The organism is Kocuria coralli, assembly GCF_008831305.1.
Lineage (GTDB): Bacteria > Actinomycetota > Actinomycetes > Actinomycetales > Micrococcaceae > Kocuria > Kocuria coralli.
On sequence record NZ_ML708637.1, the window covers coordinates 1 to 22,341 of the forward strand.

Consider the following 22,341-nt stretch of genomic DNA (forward strand, 5'->3'; position numbering starts at 1 on the left):
CCTCACCCCACACTCAACTCTGAAGAGCCCGATAACGCCCCAGTCTGTGGTCTTGAACCATTCGATGATTCCACCTAAGTCATGTGGGTTAGAGGTGCGAAGGGACGCCAAAAACTGAGATTCCTGCTTTGAGTACGCAACGCCACTCGACGCAGCCGGGACAGACTGCGCACGCATGACGACGGCCCCGTGACGCGCACGAGAAATCATTACGGAGAGCACACGTGCCTCTTCGGCGAGGGCGTCCTTCGTAGTCGCACGAAAATCGGGGATACACCCCTCTTCGGCTCCGATCACGATAACCCAGTCAAACTGCTGCCCCTTGCCGACATGACCGGTGAGGAGATGAACGCCAGGCACAGTGATAAGCGTGGTGTTATCGCCCACGCGGATTCTCGATTTGACCGCGGCCGGGCTGTGGCCGTCAGCTAGGAGATCGTGGCACCAGATGAGGGCGTCGACGAGTGCTTCACGCCCGCTCGGATCCTGGATACTTTCGAGATTTGCGGCTACACGAAGAAACTCAAGTGGATCGGCCGCCTTGGCGAGTTCTCTGATATCAATTTGTGAAAGCATTGCTTTCATCACCCTGGCGGTATCTGTGTCGAGGACTCCGTCGTCCCATCGATGGTACGGAAGGCCGCTTGCGATGATCGCCTCGTCTGCGAAGCGCCGCCGCGAGGCGATGCGCGAAATAATGCCGATCCGGTGCATGGGCGCTCTGGTGAGCACGGCTCTGGAAAGTTTCGTTGCCCACTCTGCTTCCTCGGCCACAGTGGCGAAGGTGGCGATGCCAGCGAGCCCTCCGCCAGGCCAGGATTCCGGTGCGGCGCTGTTCAGTTGTTGGCCGCCAGTCCTTGGAGCGAGCGAGTTGACCATGCGGAGTACGGCTGGCGAGGAGCGGTGAGAGTCTGAGAACTCGATAACTTCGTCGCACTCGGCCCGAACCGCTCGGTTGATCTCAATCGGGCGGGCACCAGCGAAGCCGTAGATTCCCTGAGCGAGGTCACCGGCGTAGGTCGTCCTCTGATCACCGATGCGATTGACAATCCGGAGTTGCTGCGGAGTGAGGTCTTGGAACTCGTCAACGACTACAGCAGCAAAATGGTTACGGTACAAATCGGCGACACCGTCGTTCTGGAGGATAAGTTCCGCAAGCCGGGGCAAGTCGTCGTAGGTTAGCCTATTTTCATTTTTTCGCAGTCGCTCGATTTCAAGAGCGTGATTATTGCCTGCGTCGGCGAGACGGCGTTCCACCTCTAAGTCATCGACGGGTTCCTGCTTGATCTGGCGAAATAGTTCCTGCACGACGCCGATGGCTTTGTAATGGAGTCCACGTCGTCGGCATTGCTCGCCGATCCAGTCATTTTCAGGCAACACGGCTTCCGGATCGATACCGATAACGGTGGCGTGCGCGCGGATAATACGGGTGGAGAGGCCGTGAAAGTTCGAGATGCTAACGCGGTCGCGGAGCTGCGCAGGCGGGATGTATGTCTGGATCCGTTCGCGGATGTTGTCGCGCGCCCGGTTGGAAAACGTCGTAACGAGGATCTTCCGCGGTGGGACGATTACCCCGCGCTCGAGGAGTCCCTGGATGCGCAAGGCAAGTGCCTCGGTTTTTCCGCATCCCGCGGGCGCGATCGCGAGTAGGTTTAGCTGACGGTGGTCGCGGATTCGCAGTTGCGCCGATGTAGGCGTGACCATCTCAGGCTCCCGCGATCTGGCTCAGCAAGTCATTGACGCTGGAGACCCGTGGAGCCGTCGCGGTGTCCAGCAGCGGCGAGACTACGATTGCGGCCTTCACCTTGTATTTTTTTCTCCGGCAGAACGCCGCGACATCCGCATCAAGGTAAGTGCCGTCTGAACCCGTAGGTTGACAGTTTGTCAGCTCATTGGAGCTAAATAGACTAGATGCCTGCAGGGCAGACCAGACCACAGCCGCACCGAGCGCCGCGACGTACTCGTCTTCCAGATCTATTCGGGACACCCAGACTGAATGCTGGTTCAAGTCTGCACTATCAATGCCGAGCTTGTCGGCAGTCGCAACCTCTGCGTCTTCATCGACCAGCATCGAGATGGGGATCTTGAAGCCAGTCGGCCCAAAGAGCTTTTCCACTGCCCCCATATCCCCGGCACCGCCGGTTTCGATGACCGATACGCCGAGCCGGTCGAGATTGCGGTCCGTGAGGTCAGCGACACGCTCAAGGATGATCCGGTCGGAGATGCCTTCAACCGCCACGACACGACGTGCGGTAAGTGGCTCGAGTTTGTCGCGCACCCACCAGCGGACACTGAGTTTTTCGTCGACCGAAAGAAAGCCCCTGACCGGCTGCACCACGATGCCGCCAGCCCGAACGACGACGATGGAGTCCGGATCAAACGCACCGACAATGTCCGCTGAGTGCGTCGCGATGATCTTTTGGTTCCGGTTAGCTTGCAGGAGTCGGGCGAGGCTGCGCTGACTGGTCGGATGAAGGTGGATCTCCGGTTCGTCGATCCCAACCATGTTGGCACCCACACTCATCAGGTCGTAGAGGGCAATGGCATAGAGAGCGCGGGTGCCGTCGGACTGCTCAGAGAGGTTGTGCGGCGTACCGTTCTTGTCGACTTGGAGACGGACGTCACTTAGTACATCGTTTTCGACGGCCGAGCCAGGTACAAAGGAAAGTTCGTCTCTTTCAAGCCTCTCCGGCAACGCGCGAGAAAGTTGGTTGGCGAGGTCGGTACGCAGACCGGTCAGCACATTGGAGCTTTTTAGTTTTTCGACGAGCGAGGTCGTAATCGCGTCGAAGCTTGCCTGCTCCGCGCCGAGATCGACGGCTTGGAGTATGTCATCGAGGGCGGACTTGCGGTTTTCGCGGAGGTCGCGCGTTTGAGCGGTTGCGCTCAGGAACTTCCAGCCCAAGCCAAGCAGCTGGTCACGGGACAGCTGCCGACCTGTTCCTCCTCCGGGGGCCGCGCGCTCGACCGTAAGCGTCTCATTCGTGTCAATAGCTGCGACAAGCCGGATGGTCAGGCTCTCGCGGCCAGTGGTCGCATCGATCGTAATCTCGTCGGGGAACAGGGCCTTGTCGTCACCGGTGAAGCCGGCGATGTCAGCCTCGATAATGAGCGGCTGCTCACGGTCGCGGAAGTCATCCGCGCAGATATGCGAGTAGAGCTGTGCAGTGCTCGCGCCGAGAAGCAGGTCAAGACAGCGTAGCAAGGAGGACTTTCCTACGTCATTCGCCCCGACGAGCACCAGGTGATCCCTGATTTCGATCTCCAGATCAACGAGCCGGCCGTGGTTCTGGACTTGCAGACGGGTCAGCCTCATATGTCGCTCTCCATCGCGCGTTGATTTAGCATGCGTGTCGGCGCCTCTGTCGACCACCAGAAGATGCTGAGGGCATGCGTTACCTCCCACGCGCGGCCGTTGACGGACATCCATGTTGTATTCATTAGCAATGATCACACGCTACGGCGACGTACCTAGACATTGCCTCCCCACGCTTGGAGTCCGTCTGGCGGTGGGGACCTGGTCGTGCTCGCAACACTGGCTCTGGGGAGGGGCCAGCCGTGTGTGTTCCCGCCTCCCAGACGCGCAAGAGGCAATCTCTACCTCAACACCGTGATGATCAGGCCGCATCGGTCGGACGGGAGTACCAGTAGGTGCAAGAACTCCCGTAGATAGTTGTCCGAGAACCGGCCTTATGTCAGGTTGCACTACTCGCTGATCTCGTGACTAAGGGATCGTGTGGCCCCACCCCTCTGTCTCTGTGGCGCTTTGGCGAAAGCCAGCAGGTACTGCCTCGACCGGCTCAGACCCTCCAGCGGGGTGATGACCACCGTGTCGCCGGGCGCCGGTCGGCTTCTCGGAAGTTTGCCGTCGTGGGTTGGTCAGCGTCACCCCGAGGCTGGCGAGGATCACCAGGGCGATGGCCAGGTTGCGCAGCACCCCGGATTCCTGGCCGAGCAGGATCCAGCCGAACAGGGCGGCGAAGGCCGGCTCCAGGCTGAGTAGGATGCTGAAGACCGGGGCGGGGAGGCGGCGCAGTGCGGAGAGCTCCAGGGTGTAGGGGATCACCGAGGCCAGCAGCGCGGTCACCAGCGCCAGACCCAACAGCACCGGGTCATTGAACGCCCCGATGGCCCCGGGTGCTCCGAAGGGTGCGACCACGAGGGCGGCCACGACCAGTGCTGCGGCCAGGCCTCCCGCCCCAGGCACCAGTTGCCCCACCCGGGCACTGGTCAGCACGTATCCGGCCCAGAACACCCCGGCCACCAGGGCCAGCACCACCCCGACCGGGTCCAGGGGCGTGCCCAGCGCGCTGTCCAGGCCCAACAGGGCCATCCCCCCGAGGGCGAGGGCCACCCACAGCCCGTCCAGCAGTCGGCGGGCCATGACCGCGGCCAGTACCAGCGGGCCGAGGAACTCGATGGACACCGCCGCCCCGAGCGGGATCCGTTCCAGGGAGGCGTAGAAGAAGCCATTCATGCATCCCAGCGCCGCGCCGAAGAGCACCACTGCCGTCCACTGCTTCCGGGTCCACGTCCGGACCTGCGGCCGGACCAGGACCAGCAGGATGACGGCGGCGATTCCCAGCCGTAACGTGGTCACTCCCCACGCCCCCAGGTGCGGGAACAGCTGCACGGCCACGGCGGCACCGAACTGCAGCGAGATGCAGGAACCGATCACCAGCCCGACGCCGGCCAGCGTGTTCCGCGCGGAGGACTGTTGGATGTCTGGCCCGGCCGGCGTCGGCGGCGCGGAGGCGGAAGGGGCGCCCGAGGTGGGGGCGGCCGACGCCGGGGCGCCCGTCGACGGTATCTTCGCCGGCCGGCGGGCGGGGGCAATCAGGGGCAACGGGTTAGTCGAGGGAGTCACGGATCCATGCTCGTCGACCCGTATTGTGCAGTCCAGCAACTCTTTCTTACATCTACTGTTGAGCCTAGCTACACAGTATGATCGACCCCATGTTGTCACTGCCCCGCCTACGGCTGCTGCGGGAGGTACACCGCACCGGCTCGCTCACGGCCGCCGCGCGAACCCTGAACTACACCCCCTCGGCGGTCTCCCAACAGCTCAAGCTGCTCGAGCGGGAGGCCGGCACGTCTCTGCTGGAACCGGTCGGCCGCGGAGTGCGGTTGACCCCGGCCGCCGAGGGACTGGTCGGGCACACGGAGCGGATCCTGGCCCACCTGGAGGAGGCCGAGGCCGACCTGGCCGCAGCCCAGGATGAGGTGCGCGGGCCCCTGCGCGTGGCGGCCTTCCAGAGCGCGATGCTCACGGTGGCCCCCACCGTCCTGGACGCCCTGGCCCGTGACCACCCCGACCTGCACGTGACCATCACCCAGCGCGAGGTGGAGGACGCCTTCGAGGGGCTGCTCGCCCACGAGTTCGACCTGATCATCAGCGAGGAGTACCTCGGGATACCGGACCCCCTGCGCGAGGGCGTGGACCGTGTAGAGCTGCTGCGCGATCCCCTCCACCTGGCCCTGCCGCCGGAGGGCCCGTGGTCGGCCCGCCCCCGGCACCTGTCCGACCTCGGGCAGGCTCCGTGGGCCCTCGACCCGGTCGACACGCCCACCGGCGCCTGGGCGCGGGCCGTGTGCCGGCAAGCCGGTTTCGAACCACAGGTGCGCATTGACACCCTCAATCCGCTGCTCCAGGTCGACTTCGTCCGCTCCGGCCACGCCGTGGCCTTCGTCCCGGCCCTGCTAGGGAGCCGGCACCTGAACGGTGTTCGTTCCGTGGGGTTGGCCGGGGCGCCCTATCGACTCCTGTCCATCCAAGTGCGCTCCGGTCGCACCCGGCACCCCGCCGTCGTCGCCTGCCGAGTAGCCATCGTTGAGGCCGTAACGCAGATGAGCGCGGATACACCGCAGTGGGCCCTGTGAAGTGACCCCGTCATCGTCGGGGCGACCATCGGGTTCGTCACCATCGTGGTCGGGGTCTGCCTCGCGCTCCGGGGCACCGGCACACGGCGAAACCCCAACTGCCACGCCGCTCGCGCCAGCAGTGGAGACGCTTCCCAGGCGAATAGCGGCATCTAAGGGACGCGCATATGGGTTCTACGCCTACCGTTGCAGCGGTGGCGTATCGGCGCCTGACGAGCCGAAGGGCGAGCTCAGGCCGGACCGTGTCCTTGGATCTCCATTTGCTGCAGGATTGTGGCCGAGATTTCCTCCACCGACATGGAGGCCGAGTTGAGGTGCGGGATCCCGTTCAGGACGTACATCTCCTCGGCGTTGCGCAGCTCCCAGGTGCACTGTGCGAGGCCGCGAACCTGCCCTTCGCCCCGATTCAGCGCCCCGAGGACCTATTCACCGATCCGCACCTGGCACAGCCCGTGGCCATGCCGGAGGTGACGCTGTCCAACGGCCAGAAGTTGCCGCTGCCGGCCCTGCCGATCGAGATGGACGGCCATCGGCTGGGGGTGCGCCTGGATCTCCCGCAGGCCGGTGAGCACAGCACGGACATCGCCACGGAGCTGGGCTACGACCCCCAGAAAGTGGAGGACCTCGTCACGGCCGGTGTGATCTCAGCCCCGATGAACGAGCAGCACCCGACCCCCAGCCGATCCTGACGCCACCGCACCACCACATCAAGTTCGTGGGTTCCGGGGTCGGTGCCACGGGACCCACGGACTTGCTCACGTCCGCCGTCCCTCTAAGCGAGATTGCCGAGGATCACTCCCTAGCAGTCGCCTAGGGGCCCCGACTGCTCCAACCCTCAACGCTGGGACCGAGGCGAAAGACCGGGTGTGATTGTTGCCCGCATGCCCCGTCTGCAAGGGGGCGCCCACCCATGTGCCCTCATATGCACCACGGGGTCCGCAGCACCCTCAGACCGTCGTCGGTTGCGGCAACTCACGGATCCGCCGGTAGAGCGTGGCCCTGGACATCCCCAGGTCGCGGGCGACCTGGGTGGCCGGCTCCCCGGACTCGATCAGCCGGAGCGCGTTGCGGATCTGGGAGTCGGTGAACGTCTGGCGACGCCCGCCGAGGTCCTTGCCGGCAGCCCGGCGCTTGGCCACCGAGTCGGTGATCCGCTCCCGCTTGATCTCCAATTCCATCTGCGCCAGAGCGGCCATGACGGTGAAGACCATCGACCCCATCGGGGTCGCGGTGTCCACGTCACCCCCACCGAGGTTGAGCACCCGCAGCCCCGCCCCCCTACCCCGCAGCGCTTCGGCCAGGGCCAGCATGTTCTGGGTCGACCGCCCCAGGCGGTCCAGCGTGGTGATCACCAAAGTGTCACCCTCCTCGAGCGCTGCCACCGCCCTGTCGAAGGCCGGACGGGAAGCACGCCCTCCAGACACTCCACTGTCGACATAGATGTCAGCGCGCCGAACGCCGGCAGCCAGCAAGTCAGACACTTGACGGTCCGCGTCCTGCTGCCGCGTCGACACCCGAGCGTATCCAATTCGCTTCCCCATGCCTGCCTCATCTGTCTCGCAACCAACGTTGAGTATCCGATTCTAGGGGTATGGATAAAGCACAAGGATGCGAGACAGGCCGATCCGCAGAAACATGCGGGCGCAAATTTACAGGACGAGACGTCTCGCATCCCATCCCCTTTGAACACCCCCAGAAGGCTTCTCGCCGTTCGCGGCACGCGGGTCGCGGCCCGGTCACCAGTTATCGGCCGTCGACTTCTTCAATCCAGCCGAGAGTTTCGCTTTCTGCTGGATAGAATCGAAACTTCTATCCAGTAGAATCCGTTTGTGGCCGTGGAGAACGCGGTGCAACGCAGATCGTTCCGTGGAGGTGTGGTGACGTGGCCAAGGGTGCAACCGAGGAGCGCAAGAAGGTCGATGCGGTGGAGCGGGCGCTGTCGATCCTGGATGTCTTCAGTGAGAACGATGTCCGCCTGTCCTTGACCGAGATCGCCCGGCGCACCGGGTTGTATCCGAGCACCACGCTGCGTCTGGCCGGGTCCTTGGAGTACTGGGGGTATCTGCGCCGAGACGCGGACGGGCATTTCCGGTTGGGCCCGACGGTGCTGCGGCTGGGCTCGCTGTACCGGGACTCCTTCGATCTGGGGGAGGTGATCCGCCCGGCGCTGAAGCGTTTGAGCGAGGCCTCCGGGGAGACGGCGGCGTTCTACGTCCGGGAGGGCGAGGATCGGGTGTGCCTGTACCGTCATCACTCCAAGCACCCGCTGCGCCACCACATCGAAGAAGGGGTGCGCCTTCCCCTGGACCGCGGTGCCGGGGGGCACGTGCTGATGGCCTACACGGGCGGGGACACCGAGATCCACCGGCAGGTGCGGGCGGAGGGTTACCGCGCCTCTTTCGGGGAGCGGGACCCGGAGACGGTCGCGGTGTCGGTGCCGGTCTTCGGCGTCGGGGGCGCCTTTCTGGGTGCGCTGACCTTGGTGGGCACGCGCACCCGCATCACCGAGGAGTCCGTTCCGGGACTGATCGAGCTGCTGCGGGGCGAGGCCGCCCAGCTGCAGGAGGAGCTGGACGGCCGCCGCACCGCCAGGGCCTGACCCTCAGCGCTGTGGTTTGACCAGCAGCACGGGCGCCTCGGCGCTGAGCAGGATCTCCTGCGCCAGGCTGCCCATGAGCAGCTTGCCCACCGCGGAGCGGTGCCGGGTGCCCACCACGATGACCTGAGCATCTTCGGCGGCGGCTACGTCGAGCACCGCGTGCGCCGGGCTCTGCTGGGCCGGCACCTCGTGCATCGCCCACTGCTGGATGCTCTCCCCCATGCCGTGGAGCCGCTGCTGGGCGGCCGTCTCGGCGTCGGCGCTGGTGGCCACCACATGCAGTGGCACCTGTCGGCGTGCGGCTTCGGCCACGCCGTGGTTGAGGGCCGCGTCGCTTTCCTCGGTTGCTCCGTAGGCCACGATCACACTCATCTTCTACCCCGTTCCTTTGTCTGTGCTTGACATCACAATACCCTCGTTGTTCTACTGTACGATAGTCAATGCTACTAGATAGAATTCTAGTGGCTCCGGCGAGGAGGGGATCATGATCAAGAAACTCGGGAAGTGGGTCGCGCTGGGCGCGCTCGTACCGGTGGTGGCCTTGGCGGGGATCGACGCGCATCAGGCCGGCACGGTCTCGGGCGCCCGGACCGGGCTGACCATCATCGCCCCGGCCTCGGCCGGGGGCGGCTGGGACACGGTCGCGCGGGAGCTGCAGGCGGCGATGCGCGAGAACGGGGTGGTGAGCAACCCGCAGGTCGTGAACATGCCCGGGGCGGCCGGGACCATCGGGCTGAACCAGCTGATGCAGATGCACGGGCGCGAGGACGTCGTGCTGGTCACCGGCACCACCATGGTCGGCGGCATCGAGGTCAACGGGCTGGGCCAGGACCTGACCGAAACGGTGCCGCTGCGCCGGCTGGCCGATGACTACATGGTGCTCGCCGTCCCGGCCTCCTCCCCGCACCAGACGCTGGAGGAGTTCGTGGCCGCCTGGCAGGCCGACCCGGGGGCGCTGTCCATCGGCGGGGGCTCCCTGGGCGGGACCGAGCACGTCCTGTCCGGGTTGATGGGTCAGGCTGCAGGGATCGATCCGGAGGACATCAACTACATCTCCTACTCCGGCGGCGGAGAGATCCTCACCTCGATGCTGTCCACCAGCATCGACGCCGGGATCTCCAGCTACGTCGAGTTCGGCTCCCAGATCGAGTCCGGGGACATGCGCGCCCTGGCGATCTCCGCCCCCGAACCCGTGGAGGGCCTGGAGGTGCCAACCTTCCACGAGGCCGGCCTGGAAGTGGATCTGATCAACTGGCGCGGGGTCGTGGCCGCCCCCGGTGTCGCCGGCGAGGACCTGGCCGAGCTCAACGCGATCATCGACGAGACCGTGGCCACCGACGAGTGGCGCAACGCACTCGAGCGCAACCGCTGGGACAGCGAGGAGAACACCGCCGAGCAGTTCGCCGCCTTCATCGCCGAAGAGACCACCCGCATCCGCTCCGTCATCGAGGAAGCAGGACTGTAGTCATGAACACCCACGACACCCCGACGCAGGCCGGGGCCGCCACCGACCAGCTCCCCCCGGAACCGACCCTGGATCCGCCGGAGGCCCTGGAGGAGGACCAACCGGTGCGCCTGGACGAGCTGGCGGTCCCAGCCCTGCTGGTGGCCATCGGCGGCTACCTGACCTACGGGCTGGTCACGATGGAGGTCCCGGCCTCGGCCTCCTGGCCGGGCCCCGGGTTCTTCCCGACCATCATCACCGGTCTGCTCTTTGTGGTCGCGGCCGCGATGACCGTGCAGATCTTGCGCGCCCACCGGCGCACCCACCCGTCCGAGCGTGCCCGTGACGAGGGACCGCCCACGGACTGGAAGGCCACCGGCACCATCGTGGCCGCCTTCCTCCTCTTCGCCGCCGTGCTGGTGCCCCTGGGCTGGATCCTGGCCGGCACCGTGCTGTTCTGGGGTGTGGCGCGCGGTCTGGGCAGCCGCCGCCCGGTCTTCGACCTGCTCGTGGCCCTGGGCACGTCCTGCCTGATCCAACTGGCGTTCTCCGCGGGACTCGGTCTTCGGCTCCCGCCCGGCATCTTGGGATGGTTCTGACCATGGATTCACTGCCTCTGCTGCTCGAGGGGTTCGCCGCGGCGCTGACCCCGATGAATCTGCTCTACGTGTTCTTCGGAGCGATGCTCGGCACCGCCGTGGGCGTGCTGCCCGGCCTGGGCTCCTCCATGGCGGTGGCCCTGCTGCTGCCGGTGACCTTCACCCTGGACCCCACCGGGGCGTTCATCATGTTCGCCGGGGTCTACTTCGGCGGATTGTTCGGTGACTCGATCTCCGGGATCCTGCTCAACACCCCAGGCAACTCCTCGGCGATCGCCTCCACCTTCGAAGGCCACAAAATGGCCCTGTCCGGCCGCGCCGCCCAGGCGCTGGCCACCGCGGCCATCGGGGCGTTCTCCGGCGGACTGATCGCCACCACCCTGGTGGCCTTCGGCGCCCCGCTGATGGCCGAGATGGCGACCTTGTTCGGTCCGGCCGAGTACTTCGCCCTGGCCGTGTTCGCCTTCGTGGCGATCTCCGCGGTCGTGGCCGACTCCGTGCTCAAAGGCCTGGCCGCGCTGCTGATCGGGCTGGCCATCGCCTTCGTCGGCATCGACGCCCAGTCCGGGGCCTCCCGCTTCACCCTGGGCATCCCGCAGTTCTTCGACGGCATCAGCATCATCGTGGTCACCGTGGGCATGCTCGCCCTGGGCGAGGTGTTCTACATCGCCTCCCGCCGCCACCACCCCACCACCGCCCTGATCACCACCCAGGGACGGCCCTGGCTGAGCCTGCGCGAGATGCGCCAGGCCGCCCCGGCCTGGCTGCGCGGCACCGCCTACGGGCTGCCCTTCGGCGTGATCCCCGTGGGCGGATCCGAGATCCCCACCTTCCTGGCCTACGGCACCGAACGCCGACTGGACCGCCGCCGCCGCCACCCCATGTTCGGCCGCGGCGCCATCCAGGGCGTGGCCGCCCCCGAGGCCGCCGGCAACGCCACCGCCGGCACCGCCATGGGCGCCCTGCTCACCCTCGGGCTGCCCACCTCCAGCACGGCCGCGATCATGCTCGCCGCCTTCGTCCAGTACGGCATGCAACCCGGACCGCTGCTGTTCGAGACCAACGGGGACCTGGTCTGGACCCTGCTGGCCAGCCTGTTCATCGGCCTGGTCGTGCTGCTGATCCTCAACCTGCCCTTCGCCCCCCTGTGGGCGAAACTGCTGGTGGTGCCCCGGCAGTACCTCTACTCCGGGATCGCCCTGTTCGCCGCCTTGGGCGTCTACGCCTCCGGGGGGTCCCTGGCCGACGTGTTCCTGCTCATCGGCATCGGCCTGATCGGTTTCCTGCTGCGCCGCTATGGGCTGCCCCTGGCCCCGGTGCTCATCGCGGTGGTCCTGGGTCCGCTGGCCGAGACCGAGCTGCGCCGCACCCTGGCCATCAGCGAAGGCGATGCCACCGCCCTGATCAGCAGCGGCATCACCATCACCCTCTACACCCTGCTCGCCGCCGCGATGATCGCCGTCGCCATCGTGCGCCTGCGCCAACGCTCCCGCGTCGACGTCTGAGCCCAGCCAGCACCCCACACCAGGGCGCCCCCGGCACCACGCCGGGGGCGCCCTGTCCACGTCCTGCCCCCGGGGGCCACCACGGCACCGGTGGGGCAGCACGGGGTGCGGCCCCACCGGCCCTATGAGCTGATCTCCCTTTCAGGCTCTGTGCTGCCGGCACCGGGAGCCGTCGATGGCCGTCGACCTCCACGGGCGCCCGAGCCGATCGACCAGCACTCCCATTCAGGGCGCAGCGCTGCCGGACGACGGTGCCACCGACGCCCACCGAGGGTGCGAGATCGATGGCCCCTGCCCCTCGGGTTCTTCGTCGGTGATGCGCAACGCCTCAGCATCCGTATCACCGACGACCCACCACTCATCCCTGCCCTGCCCCGCCCCGGGCCGCAGCGCTGTCACCGCGGAGACAGTCTCCGTCGCCGCCGGCGGTGTCGCCGCCATGCCCGGCCTCCACTTGGTGGCCACAGTTGCCGGCCCGGTGGCGCGGACCGACCGAGACCACCCCCTGGCCCTGACCGTGGCCGGCCCCGCCAGGCGGTCCCCGGACACACGAAAACCGTGGGCCCCGGAGGCGGTTGCCTCGGGGCCCACGGCTGGGTGTGCTGGTGTCAGGTCAGGTCGGGTGGGGTGCCTGGTGCGGCTCCTGCACCGGGGCCGAGATCACCCCGGCCTCGATCAGCTCCTCCACCTGCTGCGGGTCATACCCCAGCTCCGCAGCGAGGGTCGCGCTGTGCTCACCGGCCTGCGGCAGATCCAGGCGCACCCCCAGCCGGTGACCGTCCATCTCGATCGGCAGGGCCGGCAGCGGCAGCTTCCGGCCGTTGGACAGCGTCACCTCCGGCATCGCCCCGGGCTGTGCCAGGTGCGGATCGGTGAACAGATCCTCGGGACGCTGGATCGGGGCGAACGGCAGGTTCGCGGCCTCGCACAGCGCCGAGGCCTCCTCCTGGGTCAGCTGGGCCAGCCGATCCCGGATCACCGGCAGGATCCGGTCCCGGGCCGCCACGCGGGCGGGGTTGGTGGCCAGGGACTGGTCCTGGGCCAGCTCCTCCAGGCCGAAGGCTGCGCAGAAGGAGCGCCAGTGCGTGTCACTGACCACGCCGATGAAGATTTTCTCATCCCGGGTGGCGAAGACCTCGTAGACCGCCCAGGCCGACAGGCGGGCGGGCATGGGTGAGGCGGCGACCCCGGTGACCCCGTACTGGGCCATGTGCTGGCCGACGAGGAAGACGTTGTTCTCGTACAACGAGCTGCGCACCTGCTGGCCGCGCCCGGTGCGGGTCCGCTCCAGCAGGGCCGCCATCACCGCCATCGCCCCGAAGAGACCGCCCATGATGTCGTTGACCGAGGTCCCGGCCCGCAGCGGCTGGCCGGGGGGTCCGGTCATGTAGGCCAAACCGCCCATCATCTGCACCACTTCATCCAGGGCGGCCCTCTGTTCGTAAGGACCTTGGAGGAAGCCCTTCATCGACAGGTACACCAGGCCCGGGTTGGTCTTCGACAGGTCCTCATACCCCAGGCCCATGGCCTCCAGTCCGCCGGGGCGGAAGTTCTCCGTGACCACATCGGCCTGGTCGATCAGCTCCCGGACCAACTCGAGACCAGCGGGACTTTTGAGGTCCACGGCCAGGGACTTCTTGTTCCGGTTGAACATCGGGAAGTACCCGGCCCCGGATCCGGGCAGGTACCGGGTCTTGTCCCCAGCCCCGACCGGTTCGATCTTGATCACCTCGGCCCCCAGATCGGCCAGCGCCAGACCCGCGGCCGGACCCATGACCATGTGGGAGAACTCCACGACCTTGATCCCGGTCAACGGCAGCTGGTTCATCGGGTGACCTCCTGGCTTCCGGCATAGACGAAGCCGTTGTGCACCCCGGCATCGGGCACATGGCCGTACAACGGCTCCCCCGGCAGCCCCTCCCGGATGATCTCCCGGGCCTCGATCAAGGCCTCCAGGTCCACCCCGGTGCGCAACCCCATCGACTCCAGCAGATAGACCAGGTCCTCGGTCACGATGTTGCCGCTGGCCCCGGGTGCGTAAGGGCACCCGCCCAACCCGGCCTGCGAGGAGTCCAGGGTCCGCACCCCGGCGTCCAGGGCGGCCACGACATTGGCCAGACCCTGTCCGCGAGTGTTGTGCAGGTGCGCCCCGCCGGCCCGCTCACCCAACTCCCGGCGCAAGGCGGTGAACATCCGTCTGACCTGCGCCGGATTGGCGCTGCCCGTGGTGTCCGACAGGCCCACGCTGTCGGCGCCGGCCTCGGCACACGCCCGGGCGATCTCCAGGACCTCGTCCTCCGGAACGGGCCCCTGGATCGTGCACCCGAAAGCCGTGGAGACACCAACCTCCAAGCTCACCGGCTCATCGCGGGAGGCCAGGAAGCCGGCCACCCGGCTGACTTCCCTGATCGCCTCTTCCGGGGTCTTGCCGATGTTCGCCAGGCTGTGCGCCCGGGAGGCGGAGATCGGCATGGTCAGCGCCTGAGCCCCGGCCGCCACCGCGTCCTGGGCCCCGCGCAGATTGGGCACCAGCGCCAGGACGTTCAGCCCCTCGATCCCCCGGGCATGAGCCACCACCTGCCCCGTGTCCGCCATCTGCGGCAGACGCTTGGGCGAGACGAAGGAACCGACCTCGATCTCCCGCAGCCCGGCACCGGCCAGCGCGTCGACCCACCGGAACTTGAGCTCCGTGGGCATCGTACGGTCCACGCTCTGCAAACCATCACGCGGTCCCACCTCGCTGACCAGGACATCGATCTCTTCTGTGCGCATGCCGGAGCTCCTCCACCCTCACCCACCTGGTTTCACCAGATAGAACTCATGTCTACTAGATAGAATAGTAGCGATGTGGTGCAGCGGAGGTCAAGAAGTCGAGTGTGCTGCCTCACATGCACTGGAGGGTCGCTGGCGCAGCCTCTCGGGCAGGAAGATCGAGGGGGCCGTGTCGACGGCCCACCCCGCCCATGCAGTGCTGCGGCAAAAGGCCCTCGACGCCCAAGGTGCCGTGGGCAATAACCAGTTACTCTGCGTCAGTTCCCTCGTTCGGAACTGCATCGCCGGCCGTGAGTGATTCCGGCGGTCGGGGCGGAAGGTGACGGTACAGGGTGGTGCGGGTGATCCCGGTCTTCGCCACGATCTGAGCCATCGTGTGCCCGGTCTCGCGTAGATGCACTGCGTAGGCCAGCTTGTCCGCATCCACCACCGAAGGCCGCCCGATCCGCCGCCCCTTGGCCGTGGCCACCGACCGGGCGTGGGCGGCGCGCTCGAGGGTGTAGGTGCGCTCCATCTGCCCGAACAGCGCCAGCAGTACCACCGCCAGCTGCGCCATCGGGTCATTGGGGTTGGTGGAGTCGACCTTGATCGGATCCGCCAAATTGCGCACCCCCACCCCTCGCTCGGCGAGATCGTGGATCAGGTTCAGGGTGTCGCGCACGGTGCGCCCGAGCCGGTCCAGGGTGTGCACCACGATCACATCGCCCTCCCGGGCGTAGGCCAACGCCGCCGTCAGCCCGGGGCGGTCGGGGGTGGCCCCAGACTTCTTGTCCACATAGATCCGCTCCGGCGCGATCCCGACCGCCCGGAGGGCATCGATCTGCCGCTCGAGGTCCTGTTTGGCGGTCGAGACCCGCGCGTAGCCCAAATCCATGGGCACAGCGTACCGAAAGTTATTCCCGTACGGGATGAGCGGAACACTAGTTTTGGTCTGACTTGTGGGACAGGAATCGCCGACGCGGCACATCAAGCGGGGACCTCGCGATCGGCTGTCCCACTACCAAGGAAGTGGGACGCCCATCTTGAGCCGGCGACCCACGACCGACTCGAGCTCAAGAAGAGATCTCGCATCCTGTCGGGGGTAGAGCTCGGTGCGTACATTTCTGTGGTGGGCCATTCCCCTTTGCAACCACACCTGATTGCCTGATCCATAGAGGATCTGGAACGAGGGAAGAGGGGACACGTGCGGGGATCAAAGACGCAGGGGCTGCTGACGGGAATGGCCGCCCCGACAGCTCTGGCGGCTGCTGGTTGCTTCGCGGCGGGGTACACGCTCCTGGGGCTGGTGCTTGTCGTGCTGACTCTTGGCCTGGTCTATGCCGGGTGGCGCGCCGTGAAGCGCGGCCGGACGACCGAAGCAATGGAAGCCAAAGCCGAATACGACCGGCTGCACAAGAGAGAGCATCACGACGAGTCCAACTGAGCCGCCGACGCCCCGGGTGGGGTACCCCCGATCGGAAAGCCGGCGCACCCGTCCGGGTTCAGCAGGCCGAGGCCGGCACGCGCTCCGAGCCCCGCCTTCGTAGTACTTCGTGAGATCCGTCGTGGGGTGTCGTGCTCCGCACTTCGGACAAGCAAACCGATAGGGGAGATCGTGGCCACGGGAAAAGCGCCGATCAGCGGAAGCATCGCCATCGTCTTAGGCGTTCTGGCTGTGGCCCTCCTGGTCATCGCGATTTTCGACGGAGTCACCTGGAGCACGGTGGTGGGCGCGTTCCTCAACTTCACGCTCTTCGTCATGGTGTGGCGAGGAGCGAAGAAGCAGGACCGGGAGTACCAAGAGCGCATGGAACGCTTGGAAGAGCGCCTGAAAGGCGATTAGCTCCACCCCCTCAGCCCGGGAATCGGCCCCATACTCGTCGACTCCCAGCGGTCCAGCTGATCGGAGCACACACTCTCGAGGCCGACATTTAGTCCTGTTAGAAGCGCGCCACTTATCACTGCGGTTCACACATGCGGGCGCCATTTCTCGCGACGAGACGTCTCGCATCCCTTGGCTTGGGAGACAACGTGCCGAATCAGGGCGCACGCCTCCGGGATGGTGAGGTAAGCAAACTACGAAGCAAACACTCATGGCAGAGCTTCAACGAAGGCGGCCACGAGTGCGCCGAATCCCGAGGCCCTCTATCGCCTCACACCCTGTTCTCTTGGGTACGCCCCGTATGCGACGCGAGCTTGGTCGTAGTACTCATCATCAAGCGCCCGATTTTTGAAAGGCCAAGATACACGTGCAGATATCTTTGAGGCATGCCCCCCGTCGTGATCCTCGATACCAACGCCCTATACGGCCGGAAGCCGTTCACGCAAGCGAACAGCGCTCTGCTACTAGCCCTTTCCGAGTTCGGCCACGTCCGGCTGGTCATCCCCGAGGTGGTCTTACTCGAGCTCTCGAGGCAATGGGCCGAGGAGGTGCAAGACAACGCGGCCATCGCCCGTACAGGGATGAAAAAACTCAACGAGGCACTCGTGGACGTCGAGGTCGAGCGGGTTACGCTCCATCTCCCTGAGCCTGACCGCTCCGTGTACTACGACTACGTCGAGAAACTGTTCCACGCTAAGCGCGCCGAAGTCCCGCCGCCGCCTGAAGTGTCGGTAAGAGATCTCCTGGTTAAAGAGATCGAGGTCAGGAAGCCGTTCGCAAGGCAGGGCACGGGGTTCCGTGATGCACTGATCTGGGAGACCGTCCGTGAGATCTGCGACGGCCTCGAAGATCCAGGAACACGGATCGTATTCGTCACGAACAACCATAAGGACTTCTGCGACAAGAAGGGCGGCAACCTGCACCCGGATCTGAGGCAGGACCTTGCCGAGGGTCAGCGCTTCGACATTGTGCCTTCGCTCCATCACTTGCTGGAGCACGAGGCAGTCGCCCCACTGGTGAAGACCTTCCGCGTGCTCGAGGGGACCTTTACCCCGGAGCGCCTCGCGGAGATCGTCGACCGCGCGGTCACCGACCTGCACGGGGTCAACGTCGAAGAGGCACTCGGCGTCTACATCGGCGATGGCATGTACGAGGTGCCGGTCAGCACGGGGCTCGATAGCGCCGCCTTCGAGGAGATCATGTATGAGGAGGACACCATTGCCTCCGAGATCTACCGTGCAGGTGACGAGCTGACAATCCGTGTGACGGTCGTTGCCGACTGCAGCTTCGAGGGCTTCGTCGACAAGGGTGAGTATTTTGCCCACGAGGAGGATGCCAGCTATTCCTTCTTGGAGAACTGGAATGACTACGTCTTCCGGGCCTCGGTGCGACGCCGACTGCGCTTCACGTTCAGTGCGGCTTTCACCGAGGACACCCGGGACGACGTCGTCCTCTCCCTCGACGAGGCCGAGGAGCTCTGAGCGCGGGCAGGCTTACCGCTCCCGCCGATGAGACCGACTTCTGAACGCGGTAGCAGTCACTCAGCGCATGCGCTCGGCCAGCTGGTCGAAGAACTCGGCAACCATCTTGTCTGCACCCTTCTTCATCAGCTCGGCTCCGCCGAACCGGTAGACCTCGTAGCCGGAGAGCCTGAGCCGACGGTCCTCGGCAACCATCTCGCTGTAGAGGGTCGGGTTCGCGGTATCACCATTCGCGTAGTGCTGCTTCCCGTCGACCTCGAGGACCACGCGATGCCTGCTAGAGAAAAGGATGAGGAAGTCCATCCGTTGCCTTGCCAGCGGACTCCCACTCTGGCCGGCAGCACGCCGGGCCAACTGGGTCGCGGGATCGAAGTGCAGGTAGACCTGAGGGATTAAAGCTGGCATGTCGAACTGGCCATCCTTGTAACGCCTCGCATAGGTGTCGAAGACGAGGAGCTCGACCAGGTTGTCGCCCAGGGAAGCCCGCAGGCGATTGTGCAGGTCCAGTCCGACAGCCCGCGGTGACATATCGTCGGCGAAGCCCTGCCGCTCTCGCCACCACTGAATTAGATTGCTGTACGTCAGGCCGTCGGCCGGGATCGGCTGGTCGTAGACGAGGCAGAACTCGCCGTTGCGGACGATTGCGATGTCATTGTTGACGGCATCACGGAGTACAAGCTCGGGCTTGGGGCCCTTCGCCGCGAAGATCAGGTTCTTGGCCGGCGTGCCAACTCCTCCGCCGCGGTCGTATTCGGCGAGTAACGCAGTCAGATCGTCGAGCAGCCCACCAGTCACCTCGAGCTCGGCGACCATGCGGCGTGCCAGAGCCACGAGTCGAGGGAGATCCCAGCCCCCTGTGTATCCCTGGATGACGTCGCGCTTGTACTTCTCGTCGGCTGGCTTGCAGTCGGCTATCGGCCATGGCAGCCGAAGCTCCTCGGCCAGCACAATCTCGAGATCGCTCCGCGTGTAGGTGTGGATGAACGCTTCTTCGATGGCGCTCCGGAACGACCGTGAGGACACCTTCACCGGCACCCGTGGGGCGTCGGCCAAGACTGCATCGAGAAACTCAAATCCGCTCACAGCACCATTGTTCCCATCTATGGCGACAGACGCTTGGCCCTAGCTCACCTTGATGACACTGCTCGGCATGGCGCGGAGCGAGACCAGGTAGTCATCTCCGGCCTGCGTCAACTTCCAGTACACGGACTTGTCGCTCACCGTGCGCTTCTTCGTGCCAGTGGTGATCAAGCGGAGCGCGCGCAGTTGAACGATGATCGCGCCCCAAGCCCTGTCCGAAACCTCTGCGGACTCTCTCGACCAACCAGTTGTCCAGTTCTCCGGATCACTTTGGATCTCGCTGAGCATGTGTTTGTTGAAGGTCGCCCTAAGCGTCGGTTCGGGGGCCTCGTCGATCATAAAGGGCCCCAAGACGTCCATGATCTCGTCCCAGGTGTACGTGAGATCGCCCTCCTCTTCTACGTTTTCGAAGGCGTTCCGCCCCTTGTGCTTCAGCGAGAGTTCGACTTCTTCTTGACCATGGGCAAACGAGTCGTCAATCTGCGCAGAGGTTGTCACAGCGCTTTCGACTTCCTTCTTCTCGAACTGGGCAATCTTCGCGTTCAGCTCAGCGATCTCGGCGCGGGTCTCCGGCGTCATCGCCTGGTCTCCGCGTACCCAGCCCGGGCGGGGATTTGTCTTGGTCAGATGGAGGAGTCCTCGCGTGACTTTCGAGCCGAGGTCTTCCGCGTTCTTCCAGTCCTTGGTCATCCTCTTCTGCACCTTGGTGCGGAACTCGGCGAGCTTCTCGGCCGCCTTGCTGTCCTTGTCGGTCTTGCCCACCGGGATTTCGTCAGGCTCGGCCGGCACGAACGCCATCACCGGGACGCCGAGCTCGATCGCGTAGTCGTACTCTTTCTCGGTGTAGCTGATGCCCTCCTCGGTCACCGATCCGTACCGGCCACCAAGGATCACCAAGTAGTAGTCGCTCTGCTCGATAACGCCCTGGATGAGCGTCCACTGGTCTGTGTTCCCCGCGGGGAAGAGTTCCATTCCTGCGGGCAGGCAGTCCATCTCGAGTAGCGCCTGCATCACCTCGCGGCGCTCATCGATGAGGTCAGTGAAGGTCGAGCTGATGAATACCTGGTAGCGCCGGTCCATGTTTTGCATGGTAGCCGGGCAATCAGACACATCTAGGTCGAGGACCCATCGTTCTTGAACTGACCGATCGGCATAATGCCCTCGATATACTCAGCGGCATGAGCGACTACTGGGGTTGTCCGAAGTGCGGGCACGCAACGCTGCGATACGAGGACAAGGACGGCCACGTAAATGTAGCTACCTGCGAGTACAACAAGTGTGACTACTTCGATGCAGGTATCGCGGAGTAGATCGCCTCGAGAGCAGGCGGCTGACCTCGCCGTGCTCTTCACCCGGAAGGACTAACTCCATGGCCTCTTACGTTTGCCCTAGCTGTGACACTGACTTTGGCTACCCACAAGGCCTTGCCGTACACCAGGAACTGGGTTGCGAGTGGGGAGACGAAGATGGCGGTACGAAGTACTGCTGCGGGATGCTCTACGAAGACGGCGAAACTACCTGCCGCAGCTGCGGCGAGCCCTTTTAAACCCGGTCTCATGACTCCGCTCCCTGACGCAGCCGACGGACGTTGATGAAGGTGACGGCGAGTAGGAGGAGCGGGAGCATAGCTGCATCGGTGCGGTCGTAGCGGATCCCGAGGCACTGGCAGCGCGGCATCCAGGAGACGGTGCGCTTCACGTCCCAGCGCTGCGGGGCCAGGTGGGACTTGGCCTCGATCCCGTGCCGGGAGGTGCGGACTTCAACGCCCCGCCGATGCAGGTAGCGGCGGCACCGCGGGTAGTCGTAGGGCTTGTCCGCGTGCAGTTTTCCGACCTGCGGCGGGGCCATCCCGAACGACCGCGCCGGCCGCGCACACTCGGGTTGGTCTGCAGCAACGGCTCAAACAGTCGGCTGTCATCGGTGCTCGCCGCGAATGCCAGCACGTGAAGTGGAAGCCCAGCTGCGTCGGTGAGGGATCCAATTCGGCAGTCCTGATGCTCCGCATGATGACTTTGGCGCCACCGAGCTGGCCCCATCGGGGCTAGTTGCGTCATGTTGTCAGCCATCCAAGGCAAGATGGACTCCGTGAATCCAAGCTTGCGTGACCCCCTCGATAGCGCTGCGCTCCGTAAGGCACGGGGTGCGTTCTTCACGCCACCCGGGATTGCCTCCTTCGTTGCTGACTGGGCTGTCCGTTCAACTGATGACGCTGTACTGGAACCGTCCGCAGGCGATGCAGAGTTTCTAGTACATGCTGTAGCGCAACTAGGGAAGCTCGGGGCAAAGTCACCCGAAGTTCACGGTATCGAGTTGCACCAGTGGAGCGCAGATTTAGGAATCAAACGAGTTACCGACGCCGGTGGCCGCGTCAACATGACAGTTGGTGACTTCTTTGACGCCCCCGCCGACGCTCAGTATTCCGCGGTGGTCGGTAACCCTCCGTACATCCGCTTTCAGGATTTCTCCGGAGAATCCCGCGCCAAAGCCCGGGCTGCGGCGCTCCGCGGCGGCGTCGCGCTGTCTGGACTGGCATCGTCGTGGGCTGCTTTCACCGTCCATGGAGCGTTAAGTCTTCGGCAGGGCGGTCGTCTGGGATACGTCCTTCCCGCTGAACTCCTCCACGCAAACTATGCGGCCCCCGTGCGACGCTTCCTCTTCGAAAATTTCGCTCAAGTGGACCTCATCTTGTTCGAAGAACGCGTGTTTGCGGAAGCAGAAACCGAAGCCCTACTGCTCCTTGCCGACGGATACGGTGGTTCTACAGATCATGCCCGCATCCGGCAGGTGAGGGATGCGGCGGCCCTGCTAGTTGACATGCCAGTAGCCGCGACATGGGCGCCCTCTGACCCAGCAGCCAAATGGTCTGGCTCCACAGTCAGCCCGGAGGCGGCGAGTATTTACTCCAAACTAGTCCTCAATGACACATTCACCACGCTTAAAAACTGGGGCGAGACCACTCTTGGCATGGTCACCGGAAACAACAAGTACTTCGCCCTTACTCCCGCTCGTGTCGCGGAACTTGGTCTAAGCCCAAGTGATGTCCTACGGCTCTCACCTCCCGGGTCGAGCCACCTGCGTGGGCTGGAGTTTTCGGGCTCTTCAGAGTTGAGTGTGGGCGCG

At 65.1% G+C, this 22,341-nt stretch carries 22 protein-coding genes; 11 read left to right on the top strand and 11 right to left on the bottom strand.

Features of this window, described 5'->3' with window-relative positions; translation table 11 throughout:
• The 3 genes from FCK90_RS14730 to FCK90_RS14740 form a co-directional block, all read right to left on the bottom strand.
• Positions 1-1,704: UvrD-helicase domain-containing protein (locus FCK90_RS14730; protein WP_158035061.1), on the bottom strand; the 1,704-nt coding region annotated here is incomplete at its 3' end.
• A 1-nt stretch (position 1,705) separates the two neighbouring features.
• Positions 1,706-3,316, bottom strand: coding sequence for an ATP-dependent nuclease (locus FCK90_RS14735; protein WP_158035062.1), 1,611 nt, complete (start codon positions 3,314-3,316; stop codon positions 1,706-1,708).
• Between the two features lie 408 nt (positions 3,317-3,724).
• A complete protein-coding gene (locus tag FCK90_RS14740; protein ID WP_425481718.1) occupies positions 3,725-4,867 on the bottom strand; it encodes an EamA family transporter in 1,143 nt (380 codons plus the stop codon).
• An 89-nt stretch (positions 4,868-4,956) separates the two neighbouring features.
• On the opposite strand from FCK90_RS14740, the gene FCK90_RS14745 reads away from it, so the two are divergent.
• Positions 4,957-5,880, top strand: coding sequence for a LysR family transcriptional regulator (locus tag FCK90_RS14745; RefSeq protein ID WP_158035063.1), 924 nt, complete (start codon positions 4,957-4,959; stop codon positions 5,878-5,880).
• Positions 5,881-6,194: 314 nt separating this feature from the next.
• On the top strand, positions 6,195-6,569 hold the full coding sequence (locus tag FCK90_RS14750) for a CoA transferase (RefSeq protein ID WP_220433359.1): 375 nt from the start codon (positions 6,195-6,197) through the stop codon (positions 6,567-6,569).
• A 258-nt stretch (positions 6,570-6,827) separates the two neighbouring features.
• On the opposite strand, the gene FCK90_RS14755 is transcribed toward FCK90_RS14750, so the two are convergent.
• Positions 6,828-7,421 carry a recombinase family protein gene (locus tag FCK90_RS14755; protein ID WP_158035065.1) on the bottom strand — a complete coding sequence of 198 codons (594 nt, stop codon included), beginning with the start codon at positions 7,419-7,421 and terminating at the stop codon, positions 6,828-6,830.
• A 341-nt stretch (positions 7,422-7,762) separates the two neighbouring features.
• Here FCK90_RS14755 and FCK90_RS14760 point away from each other — a divergent pair, with 341 nt between their 5' ends.
• A complete protein-coding gene (locus tag FCK90_RS14760; protein WP_158035066.1) occupies positions 7,763-8,479 on the top strand; it encodes an IclR family transcriptional regulator in 717 nt (238 codons plus the stop codon).
• A 3-nt stretch (positions 8,480-8,482) separates the two neighbouring features.
• On the opposite strand, the gene FCK90_RS14765 is transcribed toward FCK90_RS14760, so the two are convergent.
• Positions 8,483-8,851, bottom strand: a complete 369-nt coding sequence (locus FCK90_RS14765) for a universal stress protein (protein ID WP_158035067.1) — start codon at positions 8,849-8,851, stop codon at positions 8,483-8,485.
• Between the two features lie 112 nt (positions 8,852-8,963).
• On the opposite strand from FCK90_RS14765, the gene FCK90_RS14770 reads away from it, so the two are divergent.
• From FCK90_RS14770 to FCK90_RS14780, 3 genes are read left to right on the top strand one after another with little or no spacing between them, the layout of a single operon-like run.
• Entirely contained in the window at positions 8,964-9,944 is a 981-nt protein-coding gene (locus FCK90_RS14770; protein ID WP_158035068.1) for a Bug family tripartite tricarboxylate transporter substrate binding protein, read from the top strand.
• Positions 9,945-9,946: 2 nt separating this feature from the next.
• Positions 9,947-10,522 (top strand): tripartite tricarboxylate transporter TctB family protein, encoded by a 576-nt coding sequence (locus tag FCK90_RS14775; RefSeq protein ID WP_158035069.1) that lies wholly within the window; start codon positions 9,947-9,949, stop codon positions 10,520-10,522.
• Between the two features lie 2 nt (positions 10,523-10,524).
• A complete protein-coding gene (locus tag FCK90_RS14780) occupies positions 10,525-12,027 on the top strand; it encodes a tripartite tricarboxylate transporter permease (protein WP_158035070.1) in 1,503 nt (500 codons plus the stop codon).
• Between the two features lie 613 nt (positions 12,028-12,640).
• On the opposite strand, the gene FCK90_RS14785 is transcribed toward FCK90_RS14780, so the two are convergent.
• The 3 genes from FCK90_RS14785 to FCK90_RS14795 all read right to left on the bottom strand — a co-directional run bounded on the left by FCK90_RS14785 (position 12,641) and on the right by FCK90_RS14795 (position 15,673).
• A complete protein-coding gene (locus FCK90_RS14785; protein WP_158035071.1) occupies positions 12,641-13,855 on the bottom strand; it encodes a CaiB/BaiF CoA transferase family protein in 1,215 nt (404 codons plus the stop codon).
• Complete coding sequence (locus FCK90_RS14790) at positions 13,852-14,799, bottom strand: hydroxymethylglutaryl-CoA lyase (RefSeq protein WP_158035072.1); 948 nt, start codon at positions 14,797-14,799, stop codon at positions 13,852-13,854. The genes FCK90_RS14785 and FCK90_RS14790 overlap by 4 nt, the downstream gene beginning before the upstream one ends.
• Positions 14,800-15,046: 247 nt before the next feature.
• Positions 15,047-15,673 (bottom strand): recombinase family protein, encoded by a 627-nt coding sequence (locus FCK90_RS14795; protein ID WP_158035073.1) that lies wholly within the window; start codon positions 15,671-15,673, stop codon positions 15,047-15,049.
• Between the two features lie 309 nt (positions 15,674-15,982).
• Between FCK90_RS14795 and FCK90_RS14800 the strand changes: the two genes are divergently transcribed.
• The 3 genes from FCK90_RS14800 to FCK90_RS14810 all read left to right on the top strand — a co-directional run bounded on the left by FCK90_RS14800 (position 15,983) and on the right by FCK90_RS14810 (position 18,141).
• Entirely contained in the window at positions 15,983-16,222 is a 240-nt protein-coding gene (locus FCK90_RS14800; RefSeq protein WP_158035074.1) for a hypothetical protein, read from the top strand.
• 171 nt (positions 16,223-16,393) lie between these two features.
• Positions 16,394-16,621, top strand: a complete 228-nt coding sequence (locus tag FCK90_RS14805; RefSeq protein ID WP_158035075.1) for a hypothetical protein — start codon at positions 16,394-16,396, stop codon at positions 16,619-16,621.
• A gap of 425 nt (positions 16,622-17,046) precedes the next feature.
• Positions 17,047-18,141, top strand: a complete 1,095-nt coding sequence (locus FCK90_RS14810) for a PIN domain-containing protein (RefSeq protein WP_158035076.1) — start codon at positions 17,047-17,049, stop codon at positions 18,139-18,141.
• Between the two features lie 60 nt (positions 18,142-18,201).
• On the opposite strand, the gene FCK90_RS14815 is transcribed toward FCK90_RS14810, so the two are convergent.
• Both FCK90_RS14815 and FCK90_RS14820 read right to left on the bottom strand, forming a co-directional pair.
• Positions 18,202-19,224 carry a hypothetical protein gene (locus FCK90_RS14815; RefSeq protein WP_158035077.1) on the bottom strand — a complete coding sequence of 341 codons (1,023 nt, stop codon included), beginning with the start codon at positions 19,222-19,224 and terminating at the stop codon, positions 18,202-18,204.
• Positions 19,225-19,263: 39 nt separating this feature from the next.
• Complete coding sequence (locus tag FCK90_RS14820; protein WP_181954344.1) at positions 19,264-20,301, bottom strand: DUF4062 domain-containing protein; 1,038 nt, start codon at positions 20,299-20,301, stop codon at positions 19,264-19,266.
• A gap of 98 nt (positions 20,302-20,399) precedes the next feature.
• Here FCK90_RS14820 and FCK90_RS15900 point away from each other — a divergent pair, with 98 nt between their 5' ends.
• Complete coding sequence (locus FCK90_RS15900; RefSeq protein WP_281347462.1) at positions 20,400-20,531, top strand: hypothetical protein; 132 nt, start codon at positions 20,400-20,402, stop codon at positions 20,529-20,531.
• Between the two features lie 244 nt (positions 20,532-20,775).
• On the opposite strand, the gene FCK90_RS14825 is transcribed toward FCK90_RS15900, so the two are convergent.
• Positions 20,776-21,069, bottom strand: a complete 294-nt coding sequence (locus FCK90_RS14825; RefSeq protein ID WP_158035079.1) for a transposase — start codon at positions 21,067-21,069, stop codon at positions 20,776-20,778.
• A 204-nt stretch (positions 21,070-21,273) separates the two neighbouring features.
• Between FCK90_RS14825 and FCK90_RS14830 the strand changes: the two genes are divergently transcribed.
• On the top strand, positions 21,274-22,341 hold a 1,068-nt coding region (locus FCK90_RS14830), incomplete at its 3' end, for an Eco57I restriction-modification methylase domain-containing protein (protein ID WP_246180470.1).